27 protein-coding genes are annotated in these 25,439 nt (G+C 56.5%); 18 read left to right on the top strand and 9 right to left on the bottom strand.

The features are described 5' to 3' along the window. Positions 1–169 precede the first annotated feature (169 nt). The 6 genes from ACYG9V_RS02645 (at position 170) to ACYG9V_RS02620 (ending at position 3,308) form a co-directional block, all read left to right on the top strand. A complete protein-coding gene (locus tag ACYG9V_RS02645) occupies positions 170–1,345 on the top strand; it encodes a tyrosine-type recombinase/integrase (RefSeq protein WP_352765232.1) in 1,176 nt (391 codons plus the stop codon). Continuing rightward, complete coding sequence (locus ACYG9V_RS02640) at positions 1,345–1,803, top strand: hypothetical protein (protein WP_352765234.1); 459 nt, start codon at positions 1,345–1,347, stop codon at positions 1,801–1,803. Before ACYG9V_RS02645 ends, ACYG9V_RS02640 begins: the two co-directional genes overlap by 1 nt. Positions 1,804–1,924: 121 nt before the next feature. Next, positions 1,925–2,101, top strand: coding sequence for a helix-turn-helix domain-containing protein (locus ACYG9V_RS02635; RefSeq protein ID WP_023827081.1), 177 nt, complete (start codon positions 1,925–1,927; stop codon positions 2,099–2,101). 9 nt (positions 2,102–2,110) lie between these two features. Then, complete coding sequence (locus tag ACYG9V_RS02630) at positions 2,111–2,323, top strand: hypothetical protein (protein ID WP_352765235.1); 213 nt, start codon at positions 2,111–2,113, stop codon at positions 2,321–2,323. Continuing rightward, the gene (locus ACYG9V_RS02625) at positions 2,323–2,847 is read left to right on the top strand and encodes an HNH endonuclease (protein WP_352765237.1); all 525 of its coding nucleotides are present in this window, start codon (positions 2,323–2,325) and stop codon (positions 2,845–2,847) included. The genes ACYG9V_RS02630 and ACYG9V_RS02625 overlap by 1 nt, the downstream gene beginning before the upstream one ends. After that, positions 2,844–3,308, top strand: a complete 465-nt coding sequence (locus ACYG9V_RS02620) for a hypothetical protein (protein WP_352765239.1) — start codon at positions 2,844–2,846, stop codon at positions 3,306–3,308. Before ACYG9V_RS02625 ends, ACYG9V_RS02620 begins: the two co-directional genes overlap by 4 nt. A gap of 467 nt (positions 3,309–3,775) precedes the next feature. On the opposite strand, the gene ACYG9V_RS02615 is transcribed toward ACYG9V_RS02620, so the two are convergent. Next, positions 3,776–4,699, bottom strand: a complete 924-nt coding sequence (locus tag ACYG9V_RS02615) for an SGNH/GDSL hydrolase family protein (protein ID WP_352765241.1) — start codon at positions 4,697–4,699, stop codon at positions 3,776–3,778. 203 nt (positions 4,700–4,902) lie between these two features. Between ACYG9V_RS02615 and ACYG9V_RS02610 the strand changes: the two genes are divergently transcribed. The 3 genes from ACYG9V_RS02610 to ACYG9V_RS02600 all read left to right on the top strand — a co-directional run bounded on the left by ACYG9V_RS02610 (position 4,903) and on the right by ACYG9V_RS02600 (position 9,793). Beyond that, positions 4,903–5,127 (top strand): plasmid mobilization protein, encoded by a 225-nt coding sequence (locus ACYG9V_RS02610; protein ID WP_352765242.1) that lies wholly within the window; start codon positions 4,903–4,905, stop codon positions 5,125–5,127. A gap of 3 nt (positions 5,128–5,130) precedes the next feature. Then, complete coding sequence (locus tag ACYG9V_RS02605) at positions 5,131–6,351, top strand: hypothetical protein (RefSeq protein WP_352765244.1); 1,221 nt, start codon at positions 5,131–5,133, stop codon at positions 6,349–6,351. A gap of 127 nt (positions 6,352–6,478) precedes the next feature. Continuing rightward, on the top strand, positions 6,479–9,793 hold the full coding sequence (locus ACYG9V_RS02600) for a hypothetical protein (RefSeq protein WP_352765245.1): 3,315 nt from the start codon (positions 6,479–6,481) through the stop codon (positions 9,791–9,793). On the opposite strand, the gene ACYG9V_RS02595 is transcribed toward ACYG9V_RS02600, so the two are convergent. Beyond that, positions 9,790–10,182, bottom strand: a complete 393-nt coding sequence (locus tag ACYG9V_RS02595) for a hypothetical protein (RefSeq protein ID WP_352765247.1) — start codon at positions 10,180–10,182, stop codon at positions 9,790–9,792. The genes ACYG9V_RS02600 and ACYG9V_RS02595 overlap by 4 nt on opposite strands. An 89-nt stretch (positions 10,183–10,271) precedes the next feature. Here ACYG9V_RS02595 and ACYG9V_RS02590 point away from each other — a divergent pair, with 89 nt between their 5' ends. After that, complete coding sequence (locus ACYG9V_RS02590; RefSeq protein WP_352765249.1) at positions 10,272–10,952, top strand: hypothetical protein; 681 nt, start codon at positions 10,272–10,274, stop codon at positions 10,950–10,952. A 543-nt stretch (positions 10,953–11,495) separates the two neighbouring features. Here the strand turns inward: ACYG9V_RS02590 and ACYG9V_RS02585 are convergent. Further along, on the bottom strand, positions 11,496–12,758 hold the full coding sequence (locus tag ACYG9V_RS02585; RefSeq protein ID WP_352765250.1) for an ATP-binding protein: 1,263 nt from the start codon (positions 12,756–12,758) through the stop codon (positions 11,496–11,498). A gap of 282 nt (positions 12,759–13,040) precedes the next feature. On the opposite strand from ACYG9V_RS02585, the gene ACYG9V_RS02580 reads away from it, so the two are divergent. Then, a complete protein-coding gene (locus tag ACYG9V_RS02580; RefSeq protein WP_352765252.1) occupies positions 13,041–13,178 on the top strand; it encodes a hypothetical protein in 138 nt (45 codons plus the stop codon). A 371-nt stretch (positions 13,179–13,549) separates the two neighbouring features. On the opposite strand, the gene ACYG9V_RS02575 is transcribed toward ACYG9V_RS02580, so the two are convergent. The 3 genes from ACYG9V_RS02575 to ACYG9V_RS02565 all read right to left on the bottom strand — a co-directional run bounded on the left by ACYG9V_RS02575 (position 13,550) and on the right by ACYG9V_RS02565 (position 15,722). Continuing rightward, a complete protein-coding gene (locus ACYG9V_RS02575) occupies positions 13,550–13,984 on the bottom strand; it encodes a hypothetical protein (protein WP_352765253.1) in 435 nt (144 codons plus the stop codon). Positions 13,985–14,561: 577 nt separating this feature from the next. Continuing rightward, a complete protein-coding gene (locus ACYG9V_RS02570; RefSeq protein ID WP_352765255.1) occupies positions 14,562–14,969 on the bottom strand; it encodes a thermonuclease family protein in 408 nt (135 codons plus the stop codon). Positions 14,970–15,257: 288 nt separating this feature from the next. After that, positions 15,258–15,722: a hypothetical protein gene (locus ACYG9V_RS02565; protein ID WP_352765256.1), complete on the bottom strand. Its 465-nt coding sequence runs from the start codon at positions 15,720–15,722 to the stop codon at positions 15,258–15,260. A gap of 493 nt (positions 15,723–16,215) precedes the next feature. On the opposite strand from ACYG9V_RS02565, the gene ACYG9V_RS02560 reads away from it, so the two are divergent. The 3 genes from ACYG9V_RS02560 to ACYG9V_RS02550 all read left to right on the top strand — a co-directional run bounded on the left by ACYG9V_RS02560 (position 16,216) and on the right by ACYG9V_RS02550 (position 18,799). Further along, positions 16,216–16,662 (top strand): hypothetical protein, encoded by a 447-nt coding sequence (locus ACYG9V_RS02560; RefSeq protein ID WP_352765257.1) that lies wholly within the window; start codon positions 16,216–16,218, stop codon positions 16,660–16,662. Positions 16,663–16,870: 208 nt separating this feature from the next. Further along, on the top strand, positions 16,871–17,677 hold the full coding sequence (locus tag ACYG9V_RS02555; RefSeq protein ID WP_352765258.1) for an outer membrane protein: 807 nt from the start codon (positions 16,871–16,873) through the stop codon (positions 17,675–17,677). Between the two features lie 234 nt (positions 17,678–17,911). Then, positions 17,912–18,799, top strand: coding sequence for a hypothetical protein (locus ACYG9V_RS02550; RefSeq protein ID WP_352765260.1), 888 nt, complete (start codon positions 17,912–17,914; stop codon positions 18,797–18,799). Here the strand turns inward: ACYG9V_RS02550 and ACYG9V_RS02545 are convergent. Continuing rightward, positions 18,791–19,138 (bottom strand): hypothetical protein, encoded by a 348-nt coding sequence (locus ACYG9V_RS02545; protein ID WP_352765261.1) that lies wholly within the window; start codon positions 19,136–19,138, stop codon positions 18,791–18,793. The genes ACYG9V_RS02550 and ACYG9V_RS02545 overlap by 9 nt on opposite strands. 356 nt (positions 19,139–19,494) lie before the next feature. Here ACYG9V_RS02545 and ACYG9V_RS02540 point away from each other — a divergent pair, with 356 nt between their 5' ends. Beyond that, entirely contained in the window at positions 19,495–20,445 is a 951-nt protein-coding gene (locus tag ACYG9V_RS02540; protein WP_352765263.1) for a hypothetical protein, read from the top strand. 455 nt (positions 20,446–20,900) lie between these two features. Continuing rightward, positions 20,901–22,130, top strand: a complete 1,230-nt coding sequence (locus tag ACYG9V_RS02535) for a hypothetical protein (protein ID WP_352765265.1) — start codon at positions 20,901–20,903, stop codon at positions 22,128–22,130. A 525-nt stretch (positions 22,131–22,655) separates the two neighbouring features. On the opposite strand, the gene ACYG9V_RS02530 is transcribed toward ACYG9V_RS02535, so the two are convergent. Both ACYG9V_RS02530 and ACYG9V_RS02525 read right to left on the bottom strand, forming a co-directional pair. Next, entirely contained in the window at positions 22,656–22,955 is a 300-nt protein-coding gene (locus ACYG9V_RS02530) for a DUF982 domain-containing protein (protein WP_352765267.1), read from the bottom strand. 389 nt (positions 22,956–23,344) lie between these two features. After that, complete coding sequence (locus ACYG9V_RS02525) at positions 23,345–23,530, bottom strand: DUF3606 domain-containing protein (RefSeq protein ID WP_023711570.1); 186 nt, start codon at positions 23,528–23,530, stop codon at positions 23,345–23,347. Between the two features lie 125 nt (positions 23,531–23,655). Here ACYG9V_RS02525 and ACYG9V_RS02520 point away from each other — a divergent pair, with 125 nt between their 5' ends. Together ACYG9V_RS02520 and ACYG9V_RS02515 are read left to right on the top strand one after the other, a co-directional pair. Further along, positions 23,656–24,516, top strand: a complete 861-nt coding sequence (locus ACYG9V_RS02520) for an ATP-dependent DNA ligase (RefSeq protein ID WP_352765269.1) — start codon at positions 23,656–23,658, stop codon at positions 24,514–24,516. Further along, positions 24,479–25,303 carry a hypothetical protein gene (locus ACYG9V_RS02515; RefSeq protein WP_460221905.1) on the top strand — a complete coding sequence of 275 codons (825 nt, stop codon included), beginning with the start codon at positions 24,479–24,481 and terminating at the stop codon, positions 25,301–25,303. Before ACYG9V_RS02520 ends, ACYG9V_RS02515 begins: the two co-directional genes overlap by 38 nt. Positions 25,304–25,439: the final 136 nt, after the last annotated feature.

Below are 25,439 nucleotides of genomic sequence, written 5' to 3'. Positions count from 1 at the left end.
AGGGAGTCCGCCAAACTACCGTCTTCCGCCGTTCCCCTACGTCCCGTCCCTGCCTTGAAACTCAAGGCTTACAGCACCTTTTCGTCTTTTATTGTTCCCCATTGTTCTGTACTATCCCCACTTTGGAGTGGGGAAGAAAGTGGGGAACGTGGCGAGGACGCTGCAAAAATTGACCGACGTAAAGGTCAAGTCTGACAAGCTTAAGCCTGGTCGCCACAGCGACGGCGGAGGCCTGTATCTCAACGTGTCACCCACAGGCACCAAGTCGTGGCTCTTCATGTGGACGCCGGCCGGCGGCAAGCGGCGCGAAATGGGGTTGGGGGCCTATCCAGCCGTCACATTGGCCAAGGGCCGGTCCAAGGCTGCTGAGTGCCGGGTGGCGGTTGAAGAGGGGCGAGATCCAATCGCCGAGAAGGCCAAGGAGGAGGAGCCGACGTTCGGAGAATGCGGCGACAAGTTCTTGGCTTCGATGGAAGGGTCCTGGCGCAATGAGAAACATCGCGCGCAGTGGAAAATGACGCTTCTCGTATACTGCGCGCCCATCAGGCCGAAGAAGGTCTCTCTGGTAGGCACGGGCGAGGTTTTGGAGGTGTTGACCCCGATTTGGAACGAGAAGCCCGAAACCGCCTCCCGGCTTCGTGGGCGCATAGAGCGCGTACTAGACTTCGCCAAGACCAAAGGATGGCGATCTGGCGAGAACCCTGCATTGTGGCGCGGCCACCTCAAGAACGTTCTGCCCGCCAGGAAGAAGCTTTCGCGTGGCCACCATCCGGCCATGCCCTATGACCAAGTGCCTGCCTTCACCGGGCGCCTTCGAACGGCAGAAGCAATGGCCGCGCGAGCTTTGGAGTTCCTGATTTTGACCACGGCCAGGTCCGGCGAGGTCTACGGCGCGAAGTGGCCTGAGATTGACTTCACCGCCGGCATCTGGACAGTCCCGGCCGCGCGTATGAAGGCCAGCAAGGAACATCGCGTTCCCTTGTCCAAGCGAGCGCTTGCGTTAGTCAAAGGGCTGCACGAGGCAAAAATCTCCGACTACGTTTTCCCCGGGCAAGGGAAAGAGAAGTCTCTTTCGAGCTCAGCAATGGATATGCTTCTTCGCCGAATGAAGGCACACCAGTTCACGGTGCACGGTTTCCGCTCTTCCTTCCGCGACTGGGTCGGTGACAAGACGCAGTTCCCTCGGGAGGTCGCAGAAGCTGCGCTTGCACACGAGGTGGGTAGTGCAGTCGAGCGTGCATATCGTAGAGCCGATGCAATTGAGAAGCGGCGGAAACTGATGCAGGCATGGGAAGATTATCTGACTGCCGCAAGGGCTGACAACGTTGTGAAGATGAGAGGATAATGGCTGAGGAGTTTCAATCTCACTTCGCTGAGTTGAAGCTGCGCATGGACCGCTTGGCCAAGCGTTTGGGGATATCCTCAGACCAGCGACCGGAGGCAATCTGGGAGCTTATCGGCAAGTCTCTAGCCCAAAAGGAGCGGGAATTTGCAGGCTTTCCCGTCTTTTTGGACTTTCGAGCCCCAGAAATAGGTCGTCCTCTAGGATTGGGCGACAATGAAATTGCACAGAAAGTGCAGGCCCACTTAGCCGCTCATCCAAACTTGCGGACGGTCCGCCAAGCAGTCGAAGCCATGCGGGAAAGTGGACTTCTTTCGAATGCTATTACCCGCGAATCGTATCAGAAAGCCGTGTCACGAGGGCGCCGGGCTCTAGCCGAGGAAGACACAAGGAAGGAAGCCCAGGCTAAGGCGGATGAACAGCGCTTAAAGGAGGGAAGGCGGAAGCCCCGGCAGTTCTAATTACGGCAATCTGTTTGCAGAACTGACAGCGCTTTTCCCATGCGTAAATTGGTGGACGACCTGATGCACACGTGCACAGGTGGCGTGTTGGCCGGTCAGCCAGCAAGGGGGATCCCCTTCCATGACCAAAATCTCAGTTACCATCAACGAAGCCGTAGAGATTTCCGGCATCAGCCGCAGCGGTCTCTACAAGATGTTCAAGGCCGGGAAAATCACACCCCGGAAGAACGGCAAGCGCACCCTTTTGCTCGTCGCCGATCTCGAACGCGTGATCGAAAACCTCCCGGCAGCGGCGTGAGGTGCGACAATGACCATACACGACAAAGCCGCCGGCCTGGCAGGGCTCGGCGGCTCGGTAGATAGGAATGCTGTCGATGCATCTTTCTACTCCAACCACTCCGAAACGGCAATTGAAATTGACGATGGAACGTATGCCATCGCGGTTGTCGCAGCGCGCTTTCGGGTGCCACCAGCCACCGCATTTGAAGTCTGCCGCTTGGCAGGTTTGGGGGTGCGCTAATGGTCGCCCGCCCACATCTGCCTGCTCTCACCGCTGAGCGCGCCAGAGCGCTTCTGATCTACGACCCTGAAACTGGCGCGCTGAATTGGCGCGTCGCAAGGCCCGGGACTTTCAGTGGCGCCCTCGCAGGTACGCGAACCAGCGAGGGCTACACCCAGGTTGAAATCGACTATCGCCTGTACAAGGCGCACCGCGTCATCTGGCTGATGCAAACTGGGAAATGGCCGAAGCACCATGTCGACCACAAAAATGGCATGCGCCCAGATAACCGATGGAAGAATCTGCGCGAGGCGACACCCCTTCAGAACGCTCGCAATCGCCGCCCGGGCAAGAGCAACAGCAGCGGTCGCATCGGTGTTACGCGGACCGCCAGCGGCCGATGGCAGGCGTTCATCGGTGTCGATCTGCAGAACCTGGTGCTTGGGACATTTCCAACCTTTGACGAAGCTGCTGCTGTGCGGGCTGCCGCCGAACTCCTGCACTACGGCGAGTTCGCGGCCCAACCTCTTGAGGCCGCAGAATGAGCCGCGAGTTCTCAAAGATCAGCCCGAAAGTTTGGCGGTCGAAAAGGTTTCGCCGCCTGCCTTCAGACGATGCTCGCTTTCTCCTGCTCTACATCCTGACCAGTGAGCATCAGACTAGCGCCGGCTGTTTCAGAATGCCGGATGCATATGCGGCGTCCGACTTGGCTTGGCCAACCGACAAAATGCAAACAGCGCGTGGTCACCTCGTCGAGGGCGGCCTAATCGCATTCGACGCCTCCACAGACGAGTATTTTGTTATCGGCTGGTTCGTACACAACAAGCCGATGAACACCAGCCATCAGAAGTCGATCGTACGCGTTGTCGCCGACGTTGAAAGCGACGCGTTACGCGAGGTGGCGGAGGCCGAACTTCAACCGGCATTGATCCCCAGCACGGTGGAAACGCTGAGTGGCTCAAGGCTTGGCACCTCAGTCTATATGAACAGGAGGGCGGCTTCATGAGCCCACACCGTGAACACACTGTGTCGAGACACTGTCGACATAAGGAGACTCAGACGGAGACAGTTACACGAGACGGAGAAGAGACTGGAACCGAGAATTTTAAAGAGACTTTCACTCAGACCGTCAAAATCGCGAACGAAGGCGTTCCCTCATCGCCGGCAAGGGGCTTTGGAGGAAAGATAGGACACAAGCCGGCGAGAACTGCGCTCCATAGCACCGGAGGCAACCATGGATAACACCAAGCCCCTCACCCTTCAAAGAGCCGCCGGGATTGCTGGCGTGTCACCTGATACCATCGCGCGATGGTGCAAACGTTATGGGATCGGAAAACAGCTCCACCCGAAGGCACCGTGGCGCGTAGACCCCACAGGGCTCGCGATAATTATGGCAGGAGATGCCGACGCCCTTCGCAGCTACCGCGAGCAAGTGGCATAACGGATGCCGCGCCACTTGCTCGCGAGCCTAGCTCACACCACGCCCATTGCAGCCATGAACTTCTTTGCCACAGCCTCAGCTCCCTTCCCCTTAGGGTGAAGCTCGTCCGTCCATTGACCCGCTTTCACGGTGTTCCGAACGTCAACAACGGTTATGTGCCTGACTTGGAGTAGTGTGGCGTAGAACGCATCGATCAAGTGTTTCATGATTTTTGCGATCAGCACCTTGTCCGCTTGCAGGTTGTAGCCACGCCGCTCTAGGGGCTTGCCGAGCCAAACGCCATTGTGGCGCGGGATAGGATAGTCGTAGGTGTTAACGAGCATGGTAGTCCGTCTGCTAGAGAGCTGGCGAACGTCATCTGCAATCTCTTGATAGCCAGATCGCAAGGTATCCATGCTCATCTGGAGCCAGGACACATTGATGTGTGTGGTGGGGTCGTTGCCGTCCCCTTCGTCCCGCCAGCGGAGCAGATCAAATAGGGCTCCGCCTCCGATGAAGTCGTTTCCGCCGGCCGAAACAATGAAGTATCTGAACGATTCAGAGGCCACATTCTGGCGGTAGTCTTTTTCCGTGCGAACTTGTTGAAACGTGTCTCCAGGATAGGCTGTTCCCGTTGCGTAAAAGCGCGGGTTCAACTCAATGATGTCGTAGAATGTGTGGTCGTAGCCGGCTACAGCGGACAGCGGCCAAAGGATGTTCACCCAGGAGTCACCGTCGGAGGTAACCCGGATTTTTTCCTGCTTTGGCAGATCCTTTGGAGGAGATCGACGCTGCTTTTCAGTAGGAGTCTTGTACACCTTCTGTCGAGGCACGAGGCGTCCTCGACCGTCATAGATGTCGTAGACCAGTGAGACGGCCTCGTTCGGTTTAGGAAATAAACCGCCTGCACTGGAACGCTTTACGGAAGTCGAAGCCTGCAACGAATCAGAATGCGATTTTGTAGTTGATTTAGCCATCTTGCCCTCCCAAACAACCCGGCAGAGGCTACAACGGCTCTAAGAATATTGCTACGAAAAATCCTCTTACCTTATTTCCACTTTGGATTCGCCCGCGCGGATAATCCCGGATGTTGCTGAAGATGCGGAACGCCAGCGACAGCTGAGGCTGATAGATTGCCAGTGTCATCACTGGAGGTCTCACTATGCGCCTAGGCGCCGCGATGATCGAAAATATCAGACTTCGTGTTTCGCCCGAGGAAAAGGCCGAACTCCGCGCTGCAGCCGTGGATCGCGGCCTTACGCTGTCTGAATACATCCGAGAAGCGAGCGAGGAGCAGCGCCGTCTTGTTGAATTCGCCCAGCAGCAAGGTCTTACGCTGAGCGAGTTCTTGCGCCGCTCTGGAGTCGGCGTCGTGGGAACAGGCCGCAAGAGCGGGGCCGCCTGAGCCATGTCACAGTTTTTAACTCCCCCGCTGTTCCAAGCATTCGATGCCAGCGCAAATCCACGGGTAGGGGCCAAGGCTTATATTTACGGGACCGGCACCACAACGCTGTTGTCCTTGTTCAGCAATGAACTGCTGACGACGCCGCAGGCCAATCCGATGATTGCGGATGCAGCCGGCGTTTTCCCGAACTGCTTCATTGCCCAGACCAAGTTCAAGGTTGTCCTCAAGACCTCCGCCGATGTGATCGTCGCGACCCGTGATCCGGTTTACTCAACAGGGCAGGCCGACAACGTGTCAGCCTCAAACGTCAGCTTCGATGGCTCAGGCATCGGATTTTCCTCGACCAATGTCCAAGATGCCCTGGTGGAGATGTACGGGTCGGTTGCAAAACTCTCCGGCGCCGATTTCCTCGGGCCGGTCACCGTAAGCCAGAACTCGACTGGGGCGTTTTTCCAGGCTGTTTCGACCGACGATGGAGCCGCAGCAGCTCCAAGCTTCGAGGCCTACCGCAATTCAGCGTCTCCGGCCGCAGCAGACGTTCTCGGGGAAGTCCCCTTCTACGGCAAGGATAGCACCGACGCCAAGACGCTCTACGCTGCCATACGGGCCGTTCTGATCGATCCTGTCAACGCGACGGAAGACGGCGAGCTTCTCATTCGCACGGTCCTTGCTGGCACGCTTGCCGATCGGCTGCACATTCGCGGCGGCGCCTACATGGAAGGTGCAAGTGGAGGCGATAAGGGAGCCGGGACGTTCAACGCGACTGGCGTCTTCGAAAACGGCGTTCGAATCGGCGCCGCCGATGCTGTTCTTGAAGACCAAAAGGCTTCCGGCACGGACGCGCAGCTTTTGGCTGCCGGGGCATTTCGAACGAGGGACTTAAACACAAAGGTCCGCGATGTCTTCTCGCTGATTACCCTGTCAACGAACCAGTTCACGCCAAGTGTCTCGGGCTGGGTCGAATGGTCTACCCCGGCAAAGGGGTCGGAATTGTTCCAGTCGCGGCTTTTCAACGTCACAGACACAGCGGCGGTTGGATATAGTTCAAGCGGCTACTCAAACGCGGGCGGGGAAGAGCACACCACTAGCTGCTTCGGTGGGGCGCCGGTTGTTGCCGGCAAAACATACCGGATAGAGCAGCGCAATGGTGGTGGAAACGGCGGCATTGCGACCAGCTACGGCACCGAAGTTTACACCCGCGTCCTCTTCTGGAGGACAGCTTAGTGGCCGTTCATGTGAAGATCCCTAAAAGCTCGGCCGATGTTACGTCCAAAGAGCAGTATGACGCCCTACCGCCCGGCGCCATCTTTATGTCTGGCGACAAGGTATTCCAAAAGCCGAGGGTGTTGCATTGAGTGATCAATTCCTCACTCCGACTGGAAATTTCGTCGCTCGCGGTGCCGAGCACGTAAACCCGGCGCTTGTCGACATCCTGGGCGAGGCTGCCAACCGCCTTGGCGTGAAGGTTGAGGCATATTCGGGCTATCGTCCGGGCGATCCTCGTTTTCACGGCAAGGGCATGGCTACCGACATTCGCATCATCGGTGCGGATGGTAAGCCTGTTCCTAATTATCAGAGCGCGGAGGGCTTCTCGCAGTACGAAAAGCTCGCTCAGGAGGCCCGTAAAATCCAGCAGGAGAAGTACCCCAGCCTCGACAAGAATTTCCGCTGGGGAGGGTATTTCTCAGGCGGCAAGGGCAAGTATGGGGCTATGGACCTCATGCACTTCGATCTTGGCGGCTCGGATAAGCTTGGCATGGCCGGCGGCTCTTGGGAGAAGGGGTTGAGTGAAAAACAGGCTGCGCTGTTTCCCGGTGCGACAAGCTCTGGCGGCGTGGCTGCATCTTCGACGTTCGATCCCACGGCTTTCGGTGCCGTCCCTCTTGATGCGCCTGCCACCGCCTCAGCAACGCCTTCTTCCGCCATCGGCACGACCCAGGCCGCCTTTGCCGGTGATACGCCTGTAGCCCCTGCCGTTGGCGCGCTGAACAACCTCGTCCAGCCTGCCGCCGCTCAACAGCCGGGCTTTCAACCGACGCCGATCAGTGCGCCAATGCCATTTGAGCCGCCACAGGCAGCAGCACCACCTCCGATCGCTGCTGGTGACGGAAGTGGCGCTGGTCCTTCAGGCAATTTCCCAGGACTCGTCACGCCCGGCAATATCGATCTGTCGAAGCGTCCTGTCGTGAAGAATGCTGACGGCACGATCAGCACCGTGCGGTCGATGTCGTTCAATGAGGACGGCAAGGAAATCCTGATCCCCACAGTTTCCCCAGATGGAAAAATCCTGTCGGATAACGAGGCGATCGACCTCTACCGCAAGACCGGCCAACAGCTTGGTATCTTCGATAGCCCAGCCAGCGCCACGACCTATGCTCAATCATTGCACGAGAGCCAAGCCAAGTTCTATGGCGGCGGTCAAGGCGCGAAACCCGCATTCGATCCGGTCGCGGCTGGAGCGGTGCCGTTCGACCCGACGCAGTTCGGTGCGGTCCCGGTCGACGAGAGTGCGCCAGCCATCACGATGTCAGGTCGCCAATCGACCAACGTCGAACAACTGAATCCTGACGGCTCCACATCTCCGGCCAACATTCCAAAGCAGCCGGGGCAGCCCTTCGGTTCAATCGAGGGGACATCTCCCTCTGTTATGGACCGCCTTTACATCGCCGGAAAGGCTCTTGGTCTTCCTGTCGACCAAATGACCCGCGACAATGCCTCGATCGATGCTGGTATGCGCGGCGTGGCGGACACGGCCTCCTTCGGGCTTGCGGATGAAATCGCGGCAAAGCTTGGCAGCGCCACGGGCGTTGGAGGGCGTGAAGGTAACTACGAGGGCAATCTAAACCTTCAGCGCACCCTGGACCGCGTGGACGAACAGCAGCACCCTATGGCTCGCGGTGCCGGTCAACTTGCCGGCGGCGTTGCCGTAGGGATGCTCGCTCCGGCGGCCAAAGCCGCTAATGTGGTGGAAGGTGCGGCGGCTCAGGCGCCAAACGCGCTTGCCAGGATCGGTCAAGGAGCCAAGCTGGGTGCGACGTATGGTGGCCTGTACGGCTTTGGTTCGGGAGAAGGCTTCGAGGATAGGGCAAAAAACACCCTTTCCGGTGCTCTGACGGGCGGCACGATCGGCGCCGCAATTCCCGCTGGAACAGCCGTAGCTGGGAAGGTGTATAACACTCTAGCCGATGTCATGATGCGGCCGGCAGCAAATGCCATTCGCAGCGTTGTAGCACCTGAAGCCAATGCCTTGCGCCTGGCACAGCGCGCACTAGCCCGCGATAGTCTGACACCTGATCAGGCCGGAGCCAAAATGTCAGACGCCCTGGCGGCAGGCGATGACACGACCATGCTCATGGATGTCGGCGGCGAGAATACCCGGCGCCTTGGCAGAGCCGCAACCAATATCCCCGGAGAGGGCGCAGACAAGATCAAGACCGCCGTTTATGACAGGCAGCTTGCTCAGCCCGAGCGCGTGGCTGAAGCTGTCAGGAAGGGCCTGGACGACCCGGCAAACTACTTCTCAACCATTGACGACATCATTGCTCAGCGGCAGACGGCGGCCAAGCCGCTCTACGATCAGGCGTACAAGACCCCTGTTCCATTCACGTCCAAGCTTGAAAGCCTCCTCGGTCGCGGCAAAGTCATGAAGGACGCGCTGCGCAGAGCGAGGGATATGGGCGAGGCCGAGGGCATTCCATCCCAGCAGTTCTTTGCGAAGATCGCCGATGACGGAAGCTATACGATCCAGAGTGTACCGGACGCCCGGCAATGGGATCTGATGAAGCGATCCCTCGATGACATCATTCAATCCGAGACCGAGACGATGCCGAATGGTAGCGAAAAGCTCTCCAATCTAGGGCGCATTGTTTCGGGCATTCGCCGCGAGATGCTCACTGAAGTCGACCAGGCAAACCCCGCCTATGCGAAGGCTCGGCAAGTGTACTCGACGGCCTCGGAATCGCTCGATGCTGTGACCAAGGGTGGCAAGCTTCTCGATGCCGATCCTGAACTCGCCCGCCGCACTCTGGCTGACATGAGCGAAGGCGACAAACAGCTTGCGCGCCTTGGTATCTCTAAAGCCCTTGTAGACCGCGTACAGAGGGCCAGGGACGGTGCCAACGTCGTCAGGGGCATCTTTGCCTCGCCAAGGAACCGCGCCGTTCTCAAAGAGGCCTTCCCGACTGAAGCGTCCTTCAAGGATTTTCAATCGGCTATGGAACGTGAAGGACAGAAGACCCGCACCAACATGGCGATTGGCGGCAACTCGACCACCGCAGCCCAGGCGGCGGACCTTGCAAGCAATTTCGACGCAGGCGTGGCTGGACACATCATTTCCGGTCGTCCGCTAGCGGCTGCAGGTGCACTTGTCCAAAAGGCCCTTGCTCGCGCTACGGTCGTGAATGAGGCCACCGCCAAGGAGCTGGCCAAGATTTTGACGACAACCGATCCCGCCGTGGGCCGACAAATCATGACACAATTGCAGCACATGGCGATGAGGGACGCGCGCGTGGCCAAGAACCTTTTGCGGGTCCGGAGCCTGCTGCGCAATTCGGCGATCGTCGGGGGAACGCGAGCGGGGACGGACGTTCTCCACCCGCCTGTGGTCCAGCCCGCGATGAAGTCGCCGATCAGCTTGGCAGCGCCTTCGTCAGATGGTGGGCTCTAATGCAACAGATAGAGCGTCCCCAACACCGGAACGAACGCGAGCACGAGCATCCAGAGATCGCGAAGCGAGCCGCGATAGGTGTCATTGCCTGCCGCCTCGTGCCGAGAATAGCGGATGATCCCGAATATGGCTCTCGATGCCAATAATGCCCCAATGACGCCGGCCGCTCCGAAAGTCAGCAGATCCGTCCGGCCGTCGCCGCTGTCGGGGAAGAATACGAAATACAGGGAGGCGAAGACCCAAACTGCGATAAGCCCCGGCCCCAGAAGCTTTCGCCAGTCCCGAGTCTTTGACCAGGCCACAACCTGCGCAATGACTGCCGCAGCGACGAGGCTCCCGGCGACAGTCGCGCCCATAACAGCGACAAACAGAGTCAGTTCGCGTGTCAATTCAAACCCTCAAAGAAGTTCGGCAGCTTATCATCAAGCATGCAGGGCGAGGAAGTCCAACTTGTCGGAACCAGCCAGGAGATCAGGCGATGACCGCAGCACTGAATAAGGTACACGGGGCGGTGGTCGTGCCGATAACGAAGCCGGCTGTACCCCCTGCTTCGCCCGAGGCTTTTACCGACGCCGAGAAACGGGCTTTTGCGTCATTTGATGCACGGGAGAAGAAGCGCACGCCTCTGCCTTCGTTCAAGGTAAAGATGGGAGCAAGCGTTGAGGGTGTGCCACACGCGCAACTGTCCATCGATCATGCCCATACAATGGCTGGCTATATCCTCCAATCTGAAGCCATCAAGTCGGAGAGCTTCGCCTTTTATGACGGCATCACCCAGGCGCTTGCCACGCTTGCAACAAAAGGTGGGGTAACCCAGCCCAAGGCTCTGAACTTCGGCATGGCTATCGTGGCCGGGATCAATCCGCGCGACCAACTTGAGACCATGCTGGCAACCCAAATGGCGGCAGTGCACATGGCAACAATGACATTTGCGCGCAAGCTGCAGGGCTCAGAGACTTTGGAGCAGCAGGACAGCAACGAACGTACGTTCAACAAGCTCGCGCGCACCTTCGCGAGCCAGGTTGAGGCGTTGAAACGCTACCGCAGCAAAGGCGAGCAGCGGGTCATTGTTGAGCGCGTCACCGTCGAAAGGGGCGGCCAGGCTATAGTTGGCAATGTCGCTCATGGGGGTGGGGAGGTTCAAGAAAATGGCCGGTAACCCCATAGACAAGGCGCACGCGGCGCCGAGGTGCACAGCTCGCAGTAAGCGCACAGGCGTTGGCTGCAAGGCGCCAGCAAAGCGCGGATGGCGCGTCTGCCGGTTTCATGGTGCTGGCGGTGGAGCCCCAAGAGGCACGGGGCATGGCCAGTTCAAGCACGGGCGGTTTTCATGTGAAGCAATTGCTCAAAGGCGGGCCGTAGCCGCCCTGGTTGCCGAAGCCATGCGCGCGGCCGCCGGCATCACTTAGCTAAGGGAGTAAGAACATGGACCTCACCAAAAGGTAGGAAGGATGATCCTCGATAGGCCGGCTGCCCCAAAGCATCAAGGAACCCCCGTAGGTTCGTCCGCGTTTGGGCGAATGGATCAAGAGACCCAAGCCTTCAAAGGTCATATGGCCTTAAACTGGACATGCCTATGGATGCTGGGATTGCGCCATACGTCCATTGAACTCAGCCCGGTGATGGTCACGAGCGCTAATGGAACGTAATGGAAGCTAATGGAACGTAATGGAAGCTAATGGAACGTAATGGAGCCCTCCATCTATCCCTCGAAATGCGAGCCCTTCAGGGCGTCGCTCTTGGCGCGAGCGGAGCGGATGGCGTTGATCCACGCGGCGAAAGATTTCGTTGGAAGCTTGTAAAGACCCCGTAGGGTTGCATCCTGCAGGATAACCTCTTTGGCTTTAAGTGCCCTAAGAGCGTTAGCGACGTTTGCCTCCGAAACTCCGGACTCTTTTATGATTGTCTTCCTAGGTACCCAATCATCGCCATACTCCGCCATCGCGTCTAGCACCCTGCGATATTCGGCCGACGACACCCGCGCGAGGTACATGTCTTTAAAAAACTTATCCCCTAATTGCGTAAGGGCGCCCCCATCATCAAATGCTCCCTCACCCACGTCCTCAATATCAATCTCATTGTCTTTGTCATGGTCGAATGCAGAGTAAGAAAACTGCTGCACAAAATGTGGATAGCCTTCTGACAACTCCGCTAAGAAATCGATGGCCTCTTCAGTGATCGTCGTTTTCACGGCGTTCTTCCTGTTGGCCTCCTCAATCCCGTTCCTTACGACCCTCTTTCTTTCATCGATCTCTAGTGGCTCTAGAAGCATTGTACTGAAAAGCCTAGGAGACGATTCGTGACTGTCGCGAAGTTTCCCCAACAGAGTTGGGAGACCCGCCAACCCAAAAACTATTCTGTCGCAGCCCTGCCATTTCAGGCGTTCAGCTATCAACTTCAGATAAGCGCCTAAGCCCGCATCAACGGAAGGACGGTCCGCCTCATCAATTAGAAATAGTATCCCGTCGATGTCGCTACCCATCGCCTCGCAAAAAGCAGCGATGTTATCTACGAATTGTTCAGCGACCTCCTCCGTGTCTAGGACTATTTGTTCCTTGCTGAAGCTGACCCCTAATACCTCCCAATTGGAGAGCCACTCCCACGCAGCCTTCGCTTTCTCTTTAACAGCATTTTTGCTGCCGATCTCCTTTCGGAGGCCCCTACCGATTTTTCTAACCACATCGTTCTGCGTGGTGCAGCCACCCAGGTCGATAGATACTGACAGAAAATTAAATTCAGGAGCCGCGAAAGGAGGCAATGTGCCTTCAGCAAGCATGTTGACGGCAAATAGAAGAGACGATTTGCCTATTCCACGCTCGCCTTGAACGATGAAGTGCTGAGGGTTTTTGTGCTTCGTCTGGAACAGACATTTTTCGATTAGTGTAAGCTCGTCCAATCGACCAACGAACATTCCGGAGTGGACAATATCATTTGGACGAAATGGATTGTATTTGAGAGTCGCCATCTTTTTTTGCCCTGTGCCGAACGCCGTTTATCAACCTCTAGCGTCTTCGCTGGCGATGGGTTTGCCACTTTCTGCAACACGCGGTCAAATGCTTCCTCCGACTGGTCGGTTCCGGGTAGTGCATTAGTTTAAAACTTTGGCTGGGCATGAACGCCTTGCTCGTAGCCAATTTCGGTGGTGTTCTGGGGAAAATCGATGGAGGGGATGATGCATTTTCCAAAGCCAGGAGATTGCCCAAAGTGTGGCAAGCCAGTTCGGGAAGCTCACATGGAGCATATGAACATGAGTGACGGCACCATGAGCTTAAAAGCCTTCAGCGCGGCTTGCCCCTCGTGCAACGCGATATTGGGCGTCGTGCTCGATCCTCGGCCGCCAGAAGACATGCTCGACAAGATCATGAAGGCCCTGCGCGTTAGGTAGCCCATCAGCGGTGGGCATGCTCGCCAGGTAGGCGTCAACGAACTTCAACATAGCCTTTTTGCAAGTGGGGAGCCTGCCCTCAAAGGTGCCTCTTAGTGCAATCATAATCACTGCTGTCGGATTTCGCTGGCGTGGTCCGTCACAGGCTCGCCGATCGGACGCAACTTCTTGATCGCTTCGTTGATACCCGAATAGTTTCCAAAGGCCCGCGCGGACATCTCGGTCTATGCATTCAGTTCGGGCGCATCGACACGACCTCTTCAATCGATAGCGGCGCTAATGGCTTCGCCGACGATTTCATATCCCGTCTCCGCGATGGCAGGCGAAATCCCCTGGTATTTCGTTGATCCGAATCGGCCGGTAATCTTCCGTCAGATGTATTCCGATTTTCCGTCCCACCAAGCCAGATAGACCGAATGGCTATCGGTGTCGGTGATGGTGGAAAGAGGGCCGGCGCTGGCGAAGTGTCGCCCTTGGCGGCGGTCTGAATTGTATTTCCTATACAGCACGCCTGATTTCTTAGACGCCCAAATCTGCTCCTGCAGGTACTTCTCCAGTTTCGCAGCGTCCATCAACGAGAGGCCGTTAGCGAGGATGACAAGGTATTGATAGCCATGCATGTGCCAATATTCGTTTAGCCGCATCATTCCTGGTCGGCGTGTGTATCCGATCATGTATTCTGTCACGAACGGAGATGCCACGACGCACCAAACGGTGTTGTAGTAGTGGTCTAGTGCTGCTGTCCTAAGCATCGATTGTCCCGGCTCGCGCGCATCATGCAATTTGTTGCACGGCTGGACCGACAACCGATCTCCTGTTTCTAGTTTCCCCCAACGTTTTACAAGGTCGCCCGATTGCCCGACACCGGCCTCTACCGGGGTACGGGCGAGCGGGCGCTTCCCGGACTGTCACTGCGCTCACTCAGGAGTAGGGGCAGATTTGAGCATCAGGATCGCCAAACGGTGACTCCATAATTAACCTCGGCACCCGATCACCATAACAACCGTAGTGCTCCCACACTGTCGCGCAAAATCCAGTTCTCGTGTCCTGTTTCAGCGCGTCTGAAATGCCTTTCGAGCAGTCATCACGATATAGCGATTGAGGGCCCCGAATTGGTCCGCCCAGCTTCTTCTCTAGCCTGCTTTCGGTTTGCATATGGACAATCAATCCATCGCATGACGTTTCCGCTTGGAGAACGAAACAGAACGCACGAACCAGAGATTTTTCTTCCTCTCCGGCACTGGCTGCCATGACGCTTGCGCCAAAGGCAGCAAGGAATAGAGTCGTTGAGCGGATGAGAGGCAAATCAAACTCCTTTGTTCGTTCACTCAGTGAAGAGGCCGGATGTTGTTTTAGGAACGCCGTGTCTGTACACGCGGCTGGTTAGTGGGCCGGCTGCGAATGGTGTTTCCGCCACTCCCAAGGTCTCTCGAATGACCCGGCCCAAACGCCGCGCTTGGCCGCTCTCGCTTCCATTTCAGCCTTGCCATAAAAACCCGCGCTGTATTTCGGCCAATCAATCGCAAAGCCCTGTCTGACCATCCATTCCCCGATGTCCACGCCGCCAGCGGTGCAGACAGCGACCACACGCCGGTAGCGGTCGCGATCGACCTCGATGCATGACGCTGGCTGGTGAGTTTCCAGGAAGTCCGACAGAGCAAGCGATGCCTTCTGTCCGCAACGATACTTCTTATTGCTGGCATCCAAGCAGATCTGAGCGCTTTCCGGGGAGTCGATGCCGTTCACGCGAATTCTCTGCCCGTGGATTTCGATCGTGTCGCCGTCGACCACAGATGGGATTCCAACTAACGGCTTGGCTGCCGCAGGATAGCCCGCCAGCACAAGCGCTATGGCTGAGAGGACCAACCTACCCGTCAGTAAAAGGACTTCGGTTGCACGCCGTGTCCCGCCACGTGGACGCGCTAACAGCATCGAGCGCCCTCTATTAGAGGGAGTATTGCGGAGGCGTCTTCCGCCATGAGTTCACCCTAAACCGTTGTAAGTGGAAGGTTTGTAGCATCGGTCGCGATCCATCCCCACTCGCATCCCCACTTACTCATTTCACGGTTCGAAATGGTATCAAGTGCAGGTTGTCAGAGAGCCCTGCTTGATCAACTTAGGCCAATCCGGCCCCAGCGTTGTCCTGGCATCGACGGCATTGGCGCCGGCTGGGTCGCTCGCTTTGAACATCTTGATTGCGAAAGCCTGAGAGTGATTGCCGGAGTAGATGGTTGGGCCAGGTTGATAGGTCGTGGTCGCGTTTAGGTAACCGCCGTTGACCGTTCCTATCGTCGAATAACTGCCCGGCATCTGTGTGGCTGTGACCGTGTTCTGAGCAGCCGCATCGTAGATGACGTATTTGTCAAAGCCGGCTTTGATCGTCTCGATCGCCGCCTCTTTAACGGCTACCCTCTCCGCGCCGACGCCGCCACAAACTGGCGCTGCCCGCGCCGTGATTATGGCAGTGTCACCTGAGGTCTGCACAACACTGGTCCCAGCACATCCCGACATGGCCAGCCCCAGAATCGCAACAACGATTTTCATTGATCCCCCCGTAGCCCTTTAGCCGTTTTCGCAGCCTATCCCGTCGCCGTCTCGATCGAGGTCATAGATATCCGTACCCACGACAGTGACAGGCCCGCTTACGTATGCGGGGCCATTGCCCTTTCCAGAGGAGCAGTCAACATCGCTGGCTATTGGAACACAGGCGCCCGTATAGTTTGGATCACAGGTTTCCTGAGCATGAGCGCACCCAATGAATGATGCCACGCCAAAAGCAAACACGCCCAGACGGCGAAAAGCCATCAAACCCGCCCCCCATGAGGACTAGAGTCGTAGCGGGCAATTTAGCGCTAGGCAATATTAGTAGTTCTGGCTGAGACGCCTTTATTTCTGCCCCTCGAACTAAGGTCGGTTGGCAGCGATTCTCCGAGGCTTGGCACTGAAATTAATTGGGATGATGCCGCTTGCCCACCCCAGCAACGTAAGCGATAGTTGATCAGACGCCGACAACGAGTTTGGGATGGGGCAAACTTCAATGAATACGCCGTTCGATAGCCCACTGCTGCCTTACCAACTGCATTGCGAGTTCCTTCTGATCAGCTACTCCCTGCACCCCAGTGACCCCGCCTTCGGAACGACGCAGTTTTTCGGCACGCACTTTGCTGACAAGAGTTCCGATTTTGTTGCCGGAGGACCAGGAATAGCTCACCCGCTCGGTGGCGATGTGGTCATCTCCCCGACGGTCGGGGCTACGGTCACCGTATCGATAAACAGCGATGACAACTTCCTAGTCGAATACAAAATAGACTTCAGCGGGAACGTTCGAAAGAGATCGGTCGTTGTACCGCCCGGTGCGAGTGTCCCATTTTTGCTGAACGCAAAACCCTTCGAACTTGGCGCCACCCTTTCTGGCCGCTCCGCCGTGCTTCAGGGTACTTTTACGGCAACGGAGCGAGAGTCTGCAGTATCACTGCATCTTTGATACCTAGCGCGGCTCTGAGTCGGGGAAAAAATGGACGGTGACGACGACCGAAAATCGCACTTGCGGCTAGCCGTCGAGAACAGTCAGCGCGACATCGACAGGGAATCGCAAAACGCGAGATCGGGTGGCCGCTGGGAGAGTTGGCGGAGGCCACATTGTTGTATTACGAAATGATGATATAACGCATAAGGGACGTGGGGAACATGCCGTGCAAAAGCTTCTAATTGCCCTGTTGATGTCGCTGTATGGCGGAGTTGCGTTCGCTGCGGACGCTCTTGATGATGTCATCATCGTCGAAAATCCGACTAATTGGTCAGGGTTATATATCGGCGGTCACGCTGGTTGGGTCGGAGTTGATCAAGGCGCTACCAGCAATCCTCAACCAGCGGGTTTTGGCGAGCCGGCCATAATAGGTGTAGGTTTGGCGGGTGGCGGCTTCACCCCATCGCAACATAACCTCGATTCAGATTCGTTCGGGGGAGGCGTCTACGCAGGATACAATTGGCAGCATTCAAACATTGTGTATGGTGCCGAAGTCGATCTTACCGTCTTCCGCCATGACGAGGAGAATACTCAGACGTTCACGGATACTTGTTGCGGTGGGTCAGTTTTTCCTCAGACAACCGTGCATGCGTCTAACGATTGGGTCGGCTCGGTAAGAGGCCGCGTTGGTTATACGACAGGCAATTGGCTTCTCTACGCAACCGGCGGTCTAGCTTTCACCGAGACACATTATAATTCGTTTCTTACTCCCGACGGTGTCGCGTTCTCCGACGCCACGACGGCGACCTCTTCACAGAAGAAGACCACTGCGGGAGGAGTCGTTGGGATAGGGTTGGAGATGCTCCTAAGAAACAATTGGGTTCTACGAACCGAGTACGACTACTACCACATTTCAGGCGGTTCTGCCGCCGCGCCTGTTGTCGGACAGGATTGTCCCAATTGTCGATTCAAGATCGATTACGATGATATCCAAATACACAGCGTTAAAGCCGGTCTAGCTTACAAGTTCTAGTTCTGCGCGCAGAACCGTAAGGCTCTCACCCCGCCTAGGCGACAAACCCCCATCAAATGCCCGCCCGCTTAAGATCAAAATCTAAGCGGGCATTTTAGCTCTATGCAATATTAGTAGCTCTGGCTGGGGCCTATATCTCCGCCCTCCAATCAAGAGGCCCTAGGACAGCCCTTGTCTAAGTCTTAGCACACATGCGACTCTGTGGGCTGGACTTCCAAATGGGGGCGCCGTTTCATGTCACGGTATTATCTCTTCCCGGAAGATGGCGAGCCGCTTCGCATGTCTCTGCGCCTTGTGCAGGGGCTCGTCTTCGAGAAGGATTTTCTGCCGCAGTTCGCGAATACCAGGCAGCATGTGCTCTGGGTGTGGTTGGACGTCAAAGATGGCAAACCCATGAGAATCGGCCGCACAGAAGGCTCGGTCTGGGTATTCGACCGGGAAGGCGGCATCAAAGGAGGCCTTCAGGAGGCAATGGCCCTTGTGATGGAATCCATAGCCGACCCGCCTAGCGGTGGCACAGTTGTCGAGCTGCGCCCCCATGCCGGCAAACAGAAGCTGCAGAAAGAATTCCGCTGGGAACCTTCCAAAGCCGATATCGAGAGGGTGGTGGCTGATATCTGGCCCAAAAAAAGAACCGACCGTTTGAAGGCATTGGAGGGCGTTGCAAAGCGCCGGCCACCATTGACCTTCGACGCACGGCACGCTCTCGATGAAATCTCGGGAACATTTTGGAAGATCTCCAGCTCGATCGAAGGCCTAAAGGGGCCTAGCCAGAAAGCCTTTGCTTTTGCAGCACGCGAGCGGGCGAACACTGAAGCTGAGTATTCGCACCTCTATAGAGCGATTGCCGAGATGTCGGATTGGCATCTGGAGGTGGAAAAGCGCCATCGATCCGGCAAAGGTATTTGGTATGCCGTAGTTGAAATTTTGCGGTGGGAAGACCACACAGGCGAGCCTGTTGGGCGACACTATGAACGTTGCGACAATCGCGACAAGGCGGTGTCGGCAGCACGTCGCTTATTGGCCCAGCACGCGAACCAGTTCAGTGCCGATACCACGGTCGAGGCTGAGACCATCACGGATCTTGAATGGGTGGCTCGCGCTTATCCGGACCTAAACTAGCGGCTCGCTAGGTTCTTCATTTCTGGTGAACCTGAGGCTGACAAACTGGGCGCGATAGCCAGTCAATGTCTCGAACAGTTTTTCCTCATCCGTTATGAATGCCAGAAAGCGATGTGGCAGCTCGTCAGATCGCGCCCAGACCATCGTTACTGGCAATAGGCAGATCGTTTCGGCAGCACTTTTAGCGCGCAAAACATAGTCATCGGCGAATTCGCCCGCCGCTTCATCGAGGGAGGCAACGGACGGAATCAGATTTGCAAAGATTGGGGTTTTGTCGGTCCCAGGGATTATGAGAACACCGTCCGTAACCACCGAAAAATTGGGGAAGTCAAAGACCATTTCCGACCCGTCCGCGCGTGCAGATATAGCCCGGCGCACCATCTACTTTTTTTTCAACCTTACGCCAGGCCCTCCGCCATTTTCGGCTATAAACTCGACGCCAGCTCCCTCAAGAGCGGACCTCATCTTATCGACGCTGCTGACTCTGGCGTCCTGGCCAGCCTCAAAGCGGTTGACGGTGTTGCCTCCGATGCCCGCCGCTTTGGCGAGGTCCAGGGTGCTCCAATTGAGCGCAGCGCGCCCCATACGACATTGAACTGGCTTCATATGGTGTTTTTATCACCAAAAGCTGTTGACATCAAATAGGTTACAGCGTTACCATTAATGGTGTAAATATAACCATTAGGGAGATAGCCATGTCGCACGTCGCAGTTCGGGCGCCCGCCGAAGGTTTGCCCTGTTATCCCCGCAATCCACAACGTTTCGGCTTCGTACGTGAACTGCTGATGCGCTGGAGTTCGCGTGCGGACAAGCCGTCGTCCGATCAACCTTTTGTACAGGAGAGTTTCATGAACCAACACGTCAACCGCCGCCATCTTGTCACCACCACAGCCGCCCTAGCGGCGTCTGCGGCGCCAATTGGAGGTGGTTCGGTAGCGGTTGCCGCGCCGATGGTGGAAGGCCTAAGCGTCCCGGAGCAGCTCCATCAGTTGGCCGTCCAATTCAAAGACGCGGCCACTGCTGTCGATTCCACGATCTCGGGCGCTTGGTTCGGGAAGACGGTGGCGGTCTATGACGGGGATGAAAATATTCTGAACGCCGTCTACCTGGAAAGAAGCCACGACGTATTCGCCAAGGCGCCGCCGCCGGCGCCGTCGGAGGTGGCGACTTTTGAGGCGACGTTCCATGCAGAATGGAGGAAGCTTCAAGAGATGGAGCCGGAGCTCAGCGCGGCTGAGCGGCGTTACAATGAACAATCCGCCAAGCTTGAAAGGCCGGTAATGCCCGAAAAGACGGAAGCGGAAATCGCAGCGTTTCGCCAAATGACCTTAGCCGAAATATCGGCGATGCCTCTCGACAGCACAGCGCACCGTGAACACGAGAAGGCCATGGCAGCATACAAAAAGGCCGATGCGGCCATCAGCCGGAAGAGTGGCTTCAGAAAGATCGAGCGGGCCTATCTCCATCAGCTGGACCTTACCTGCGATGCCGCTACCCGCCTTTTGCGTTGCCCAGCCCAAAACGTTGGCGACCTTGCCGCCAAGGCGAGGGTCCATCAAGTGTGGGGATACGCAAACAGCGAAGATATTGATTATGTCATGGCCGACATCTCGCGAATTGCTGAGAAGGCCGTTAGCCGACTGTAACGTTTGGCCATTCCTGCAGAGCCCGCCGGCGTCGCTGGCGGGCTTGAGCCCATGAACATCCGCGCTCCGAGGGTGTTCTGTCACACCCGGAGCTGGATGAGACGCAATCACTCCGACGGAGGTTGCTCCCGGAAATGATGCATGAGCGCCTCTTCCGAGCCGCAGAACCGACACTGTCGATGGTGGAGGACGCATTAGCTCCGCCAAATTGCGAATCGGGGCGAGCTGGACCTAACTGTCGAAGGACAGGGTGGCGAGCAAGCTGTCGTACATCATCAAGCGCCACTCGGCATTTAGGCTGAGACGCAGGAAGCCCCGATGTTCAGTTGCATATAGCCGTGAAATGTGGCTGCTTGCTACTCGGCTCCGCCGCAGGCGGGAAAGTTCGCTTTAGGCTGGTGAAGCGGGGTTGCAAGTCTTCGCAGTGTCTTCAACTGGGAAGCGAGGAGAACGCAATGAAACTTTACAAGGGAGTGCACCTAGCGATACTTTTAATTGCTTTCGCTTGGCCGAACGCCGGTGCTGCGACGCAACTAAGCGAGCAGAGGAATGCAGTTATTGGCAAGTGGCAGGCGCTGTTCAAACAGCGTGAAGTTCTGGTGGCTAGGGATCAAGCCACACAGCGGGCGTTTGACGACTACTTTCGGCGCAAAGATCCGGCGATGGCACTGTTTCAGGAGCTAGATAGTCAAGCCACGAAATTACAGGCTGAGCTTTCTAGATTGAGAGATGTGTCAGCGGCTATTTGTTCAAACCAAGACATTTGGCATGAGCATGACGTTGGATCGGGAACGGTTAAGTGTACTCCTTTCGTTGGAAAAGAAGAAGAAGTGCGAATTTTCTTTGTCGAACTGGAGGCTTCTAACAAAGCCAATCAATTATGGTTCGCTCAGCGGCAGGCCAACAGTGCCGAAATACGAGAACTCAATATCATCTTCAAGGCTTCGATCGCAGAGCGACGGGAGACACGCGCCAAGGTCGCGGAGACAGATGCTTTGATTCGCCCACTCAAGGAGGAGGTCGCTCGTCTTGATAAGGCAAGAAGCAATAAGCTCCGGATCACGACAAAATCATTTATCAAGAAATTCGACCTCAATGACTCCAGTCAGTTCGTTACGCCTGGAAACAGCTGCCAATCGGTCTTCGGAGCGATAATTCCAGCGATTGTAACGTGCGGAGTTCTGGGCGGAGAAGATCCGCAGGACGGGGGCTTGGCAAGCGGGCAATTCCGCCTCAGGAGCAATCTTGAGGGCGAGGTCACGTGCTTAGAAAACAAAATCATAGGTTGGAGGTTGGCTCCGGTCACGACGAATGCTGGGGCCGAGTTTTTCTTCGTCCCAGCCTCTGCTGAGCTAATCGTTCCTTTGGCAGCCACTCCGTCGAACGAGGGATGGCGAGAAGTTGATTCTGTAGCACTGTCATATCGAATGCGCGGTCAGCCAAACGGAGCAGGAAATAGTCTTATGAACCTAGCGAAGGCAAGGTCTTGCACTTTTATCTGGCACGAGATCAGCGCGCACCTAACATGCTCAAATGGATTTTTGAACTCCCAAGTCAGCAGTAGGGGAAGCAAATTTCCGTCTCACAGGACGTGGCTGAACGCGACCATGATAAATGAGCAAAGCCAAGGTCCCTTCAAAAACCTTTGGGATTGCGACGGCAACGATAGCACCTACGTGCAATAAGCCTGCAACTGACCCCACACTGTCTGGCGGGAGCTGTTCTGGAGTAGTCGTGCACGTAGCTAGACCCGGCTTGAGCCCAAAGCCCGGCGCGCGACCATTGCGACAGGCTTTACCCCGAGAGGATCAAGGCGGACCCCGAGCAGCCCGCACCTCTTGGCTGGGTTCTCTAAGGGCTTGGGTGATAATACCATCGATACCAGTGTCCATTGCCTTCAGCATAGATTCAAACGCCGAGTTCTGTGAATCCCCCTGGAACATCGTCGCCTCGAAACACTTCGGGCGGTCGCACTGTTCCCATATCAGTGTCTCCCAAAACTGCCCACTACCTCAACGGTTGGTGGGCTTTTTTGTACGTTAGCGGAACCTGAAATTTGGGGGCTTGTTGATAGAACGGCAGCGAGTGGGTGTTCGCTGCCGGTCGAGGTCCCGCAAGACTCGGCCGGGCTCGCATCACCTGCCCCGGTCGGTGCGAGCCCACCGTCGCGCGACCAAGCGAGACTCCGCTGTGTCGGCCCCAATTTGATACTAGGGGCCGTCGGCTTCATCATCACGATGGTTTATGTCGCGTTGTCGAACATGCCGAGCGCCGGGCTCCGGCTGCAGCAAGTGCTGGTCGATAGCGGCAGCCTTGAACGCCGCAAATGCTACGGCCGGACTGCAGCTTCCATCCTTGGCCTCCGCGATCAATCGGCACGCATCCCTATAGGCCGCCGCACCCTTATTTGGCCACTGCCCCAGCAGCGCTTCCTCGGCCTCACAAATAGAGGAAACCGTCATTGATTTCCGGTCTACCAGCTTAACGAACAGCGGCAAAAAGGTGCTCATGGGCACAGCCTCCCGACCTTTTAGTGCGCCGAACGCAACAAGCGCTTTTTGGTTTCCATGCCTATTTGATTTTTTGACCCATTTTAGCACAAGCCAATTGAATCGACGGGTGGGGACGACCCAGCCTTAGGGATGGCCGGTGCAGCCCCGCCACGTTTCGCCAAAACATGGATTAAAACTCAATTCAGCAGTCGAGCTTTTTGCGTCCTACGCGTCCAGTTCGAGCGGCTCGTGATCCGGATCGGAATGATACGCGACCTGGCGAAAATCGCGCATGTCGATCTGTTGGCCGCAAACAGGGCAAGGGATGAAATGATCGAGCTCGCTCGCGGGCGGGCCGTCATGTCGGTGCCAGATTATTGGTCTGCCGAGATCCGATAGCCTGGTCACTATTTCCGCAGCGCCTTGGCTTCCCGCTCCAGTGTCTCGCGTTGGTTGCCATGCTTCGCGATCAGTTCCCTGACCTGCTGCGGAGTGATGCCGGCCTTTGTGGCGAAATACTCGACCTCATAATCCTCATCGGCTGAAACACGGTCCCGATCGCGAAAATCCCGTTTGCTCTTGTCATCGGCCATATCTCGATTCCTCCTGCGAATATCGAGCAACGTTCAGTTAGCGTGTTTGTTGCCCCAAAAGCCGGTTTCCTGTTTCGGAACCATTTCAGCACAAGCTAATTGAATCGCCGGGTGCGGGTGAGTTCATGCGTCTAAAGTTCGTCGAGCCTTTGCTGCCGACCTTGGTCGAGAAGCCTCCCGAAGGCGATGAATGGATTCACGAAGTCAAGTTCGACGGCTACCGCAGCCAAATCATCATCGATCATGACGTGCGCATCTTCACGCGCAACGGCCACAATTGGACGGCAAAATACAGGGACCTGGCCGGCGCCGCAAAACGCCTTGGCGTTGAGAATGCCATCGTTGACGGCGAAATAGTCGTTCTCAACGAAGCCGGTCTTTCGGACTATCAGGCGCTGCGCAAGGCCATCACGCGCCGGCAGCACGACCTCTACTTCGTCGCCTTCGATCTCCTCTATTTGAACGGTCACGATCTGCGGGAAATGGACCTAAAAGACCGTCGCGAAATCCTGGAAGGCCTCATCTTGCCTGATGAACGCATTCAGTACAGCCAAGCGCTGCCTGGCGATGCCAAAGCCATATTCCACCTGATCGACGAGGCGGGCATCGAGGGCATGGTTTCGAAGCGCCGCGACAGCAAATACCGGAGCGGCAGGTCGACCGCCTGGCTGAAGGTCAAAAGCTACATGGTGGAGGAATACGATTTGCTCGGCGTCGAGCGGGAGCCCGGCAAACCGGCCTTTGCGCTGATGGCCGACCGTGCTACCGGCCAGTATGTCGGCTCTGCCTTCATCAACTCGCGGGGCGCAATCCGAGACCGCCTATGGAAGCACGTCCAGGAGCACGCTGGGCCGGCGCCGAAAGGCATGAAGCGGCCGGCGACACAATGGGTCAAGCCGGGCCTGATCGGTCGAGTGAAGCACTTGCGCGGCGAGGAGGACCTGCGCCATGCTTCGCTCCAGGATTTTCGAGAGGAGAGCAGATAGTAGACGAGATGTCTGCCTTAGCGTACTGGTGCTTGGCTTATTTTCACGAACAGGGCGAGGTTTCAGGATGCGCCGGGTCTTCCAATCACTTATTTGCGTGCTTCTCTTGCCTATTCAGTCAAACGCTGAAAGCATAACTCTGTTCAGGTTGCGTGGACCAGATCATCTTTATACAACAAGTTGCACGGAAGCGAAGGATGTCCAATCAAATGGAACTTACGGGTTAGATGCCCAGCAGATATTCTTCCACATAGAACGAGATCAGGTTTCAGGTTTTGTGCCACTGTACCGTTATATTGGCGAGAGCAGGCACTTTTACACAACAAGCGACAATGCCGAGGGCGTCGGCTATTATAGGCGGGAAGCTATTACGGGCTATGTTTCGCCCGTGAAAACTCCTGACACCACTCCGGTCTTTCGGGCTTACAATCCCAATAGTGGAGAGCATTTGCTGACAGCGAGTGAAGGCGAATATAATGATCTTCGTCGTGGTGGCCAGTGGCAGATGGAGGGTGTCGTTTTTTACGTGCCAACGACAGGGATTGAACAGTGCTCACCGCGTGTGACACCAGCGCCACAACCGGCGCCGACATCGCCGGTGGGTCTCGGAGGACCCCAAGTCTGTTGGAACTTGCAGGGGTATAATTCTTTTGGCCACGACACCGGTGTGCCAATACCGTTCTGCGGTCCAAGCGGCCAAGGCACGCAGATAAGAAATAGATGCCTCGCCCAAGCCACTCAATATGAGAATGCACGATACCATGGCTTATCTTGGAGATGTATTTAAATGGTCAGCCCTGCGCAGAACGGCTCCAGAGCGTGGCAGCGTAAGTTACAAATACCGCTCGCCTTCCACCCTATGTCCGAAACAGAACCAGTGCGAAGGCTGACGCGGCTTAGCAAAGCCGAACCCAGCATCCTTG

The organism is Mesorhizobium sp. W016 (assembly GCF_054719485.1).
The sequence above is the reverse complement of the archived record's forward strand: the minus strand, read 5'-3'. Positions and strand labels throughout refer to the sequence as shown.

Coding starts and splice junctions, on each gene's coding strand:
- ACYG9V_RS02560 (WP_352765257.1), top strand. CDS start 16,216: ATGAATACGCCGTTCGATAGCCCACTGCTGCCTTACCAACTGCATTGC.
- ACYG9V_RS02585 (WP_352765250.1), bottom strand. CDS start 12,758: ATGGCGACTCTCAAATACAATCCATTTCGTCCAAATGATATTGTCCAC.
- ACYG9V_RS02540 (WP_352765263.1), top strand. CDS start 19,495: ATGTCGCACGTCGCAGTTCGGGCGCCCGCCGAAGGTTTGCCCTGTTAT.
- ACYG9V_RS02535 (WP_352765265.1), top strand. CDS start 20,901: ATGAAACTTTACAAGGGAGTGCACCTAGCGATACTTTTAATTGCTTTC.
- ACYG9V_RS02520 (WP_352765269.1), top strand. CDS start 23,656: ATGCGTCTAAAGTTCGTCGAGCCTTTGCTGCCGACCTTGGTCGAGAAG.
- ACYG9V_RS02545 (WP_352765261.1), bottom strand. CDS start 19,138: ATGGTCTTTGACTTCCCCAATTTTTCGGTGGTTACGGACGGTGTTCTC.
- ACYG9V_RS02550 (WP_352765260.1), top strand. CDS start 17,912: ATGTCACGGTATTATCTCTTCCCGGAAGATGGCGAGCCGCTTCGCATG.
- ACYG9V_RS02605 (WP_352765244.1), top strand. CDS start 5,131: ATGTCACAGTTTTTAACTCCCCCGCTGTTCCAAGCATTCGATGCCAGC.
- ACYG9V_RS02565 (WP_352765256.1), bottom strand. CDS start 15,722: ATGAAAATCGTTGTTGCGATTCTGGGGCTGGCCATGTCGGGATGTGCT.
- ACYG9V_RS02625 (WP_352765237.1), top strand. CDS start 2,323: ATGGTCGCCCGCCCACATCTGCCTGCTCTCACCGCTGAGCGCGCCAGA.
- ACYG9V_RS02515 (WP_460221905.1), top strand. CDS start 24,479: ATGCTTCGCTCCAGGATTTTCGAGAGGAGAGCAGATAGTAGACGAGAT.
- ACYG9V_RS02615 (WP_352765241.1), bottom strand. CDS start 4,699: ATGGCTAAATCAACTACAAAATCGCATTCTGATTCGTTGCAGGCTTCG.
- ACYG9V_RS02525 (WP_023711570.1), bottom strand. CDS start 23,530: ATGGCCGATGACAAGAGCAAACGGGATTTTCGCGATCGGGACCGTGTT.
- ACYG9V_RS02635 (WP_023827081.1), top strand. CDS start 1,925: ATGACCAAAATCTCAGTTACCATCAACGAAGCCGTAGAGATTTCCGGC.
- ACYG9V_RS02630 (WP_352765235.1), top strand. CDS start 2,111: ATGACCATACACGACAAAGCCGCCGGCCTGGCAGGGCTCGGCGGCTCG.
- ACYG9V_RS02590 (WP_352765249.1), top strand. CDS start 10,272: ATGACCGCAGCACTGAATAAGGTACACGGGGCGGTGGTCGTGCCGATA.
- ACYG9V_RS02610 (WP_352765242.1), top strand. CDS start 4,903: ATGATCGAAAATATCAGACTTCGTGTTTCGCCCGAGGAAAAGGCCGAA.
- ACYG9V_RS02580 (WP_352765252.1), top strand. CDS start 13,041: ATGAGTGACGGCACCATGAGCTTAAAAGCCTTCAGCGCGGCTTGCCCC.
- ACYG9V_RS02620 (WP_352765239.1), top strand. CDS start 2,844: ATGAGCCGCGAGTTCTCAAAGATCAGCCCGAAAGTTTGGCGGTCGAAA.
- ACYG9V_RS02640 (WP_352765234.1), top strand. CDS start 1,345: ATGGCTGAGGAGTTTCAATCTCACTTCGCTGAGTTGAAGCTGCGCATG.
- ACYG9V_RS02530 (WP_352765267.1), bottom strand. CDS start 22,955: ATGAGCACCTTTTTGCCGCTGTTCGTTAAGCTGGTAGACCGGAAATCA.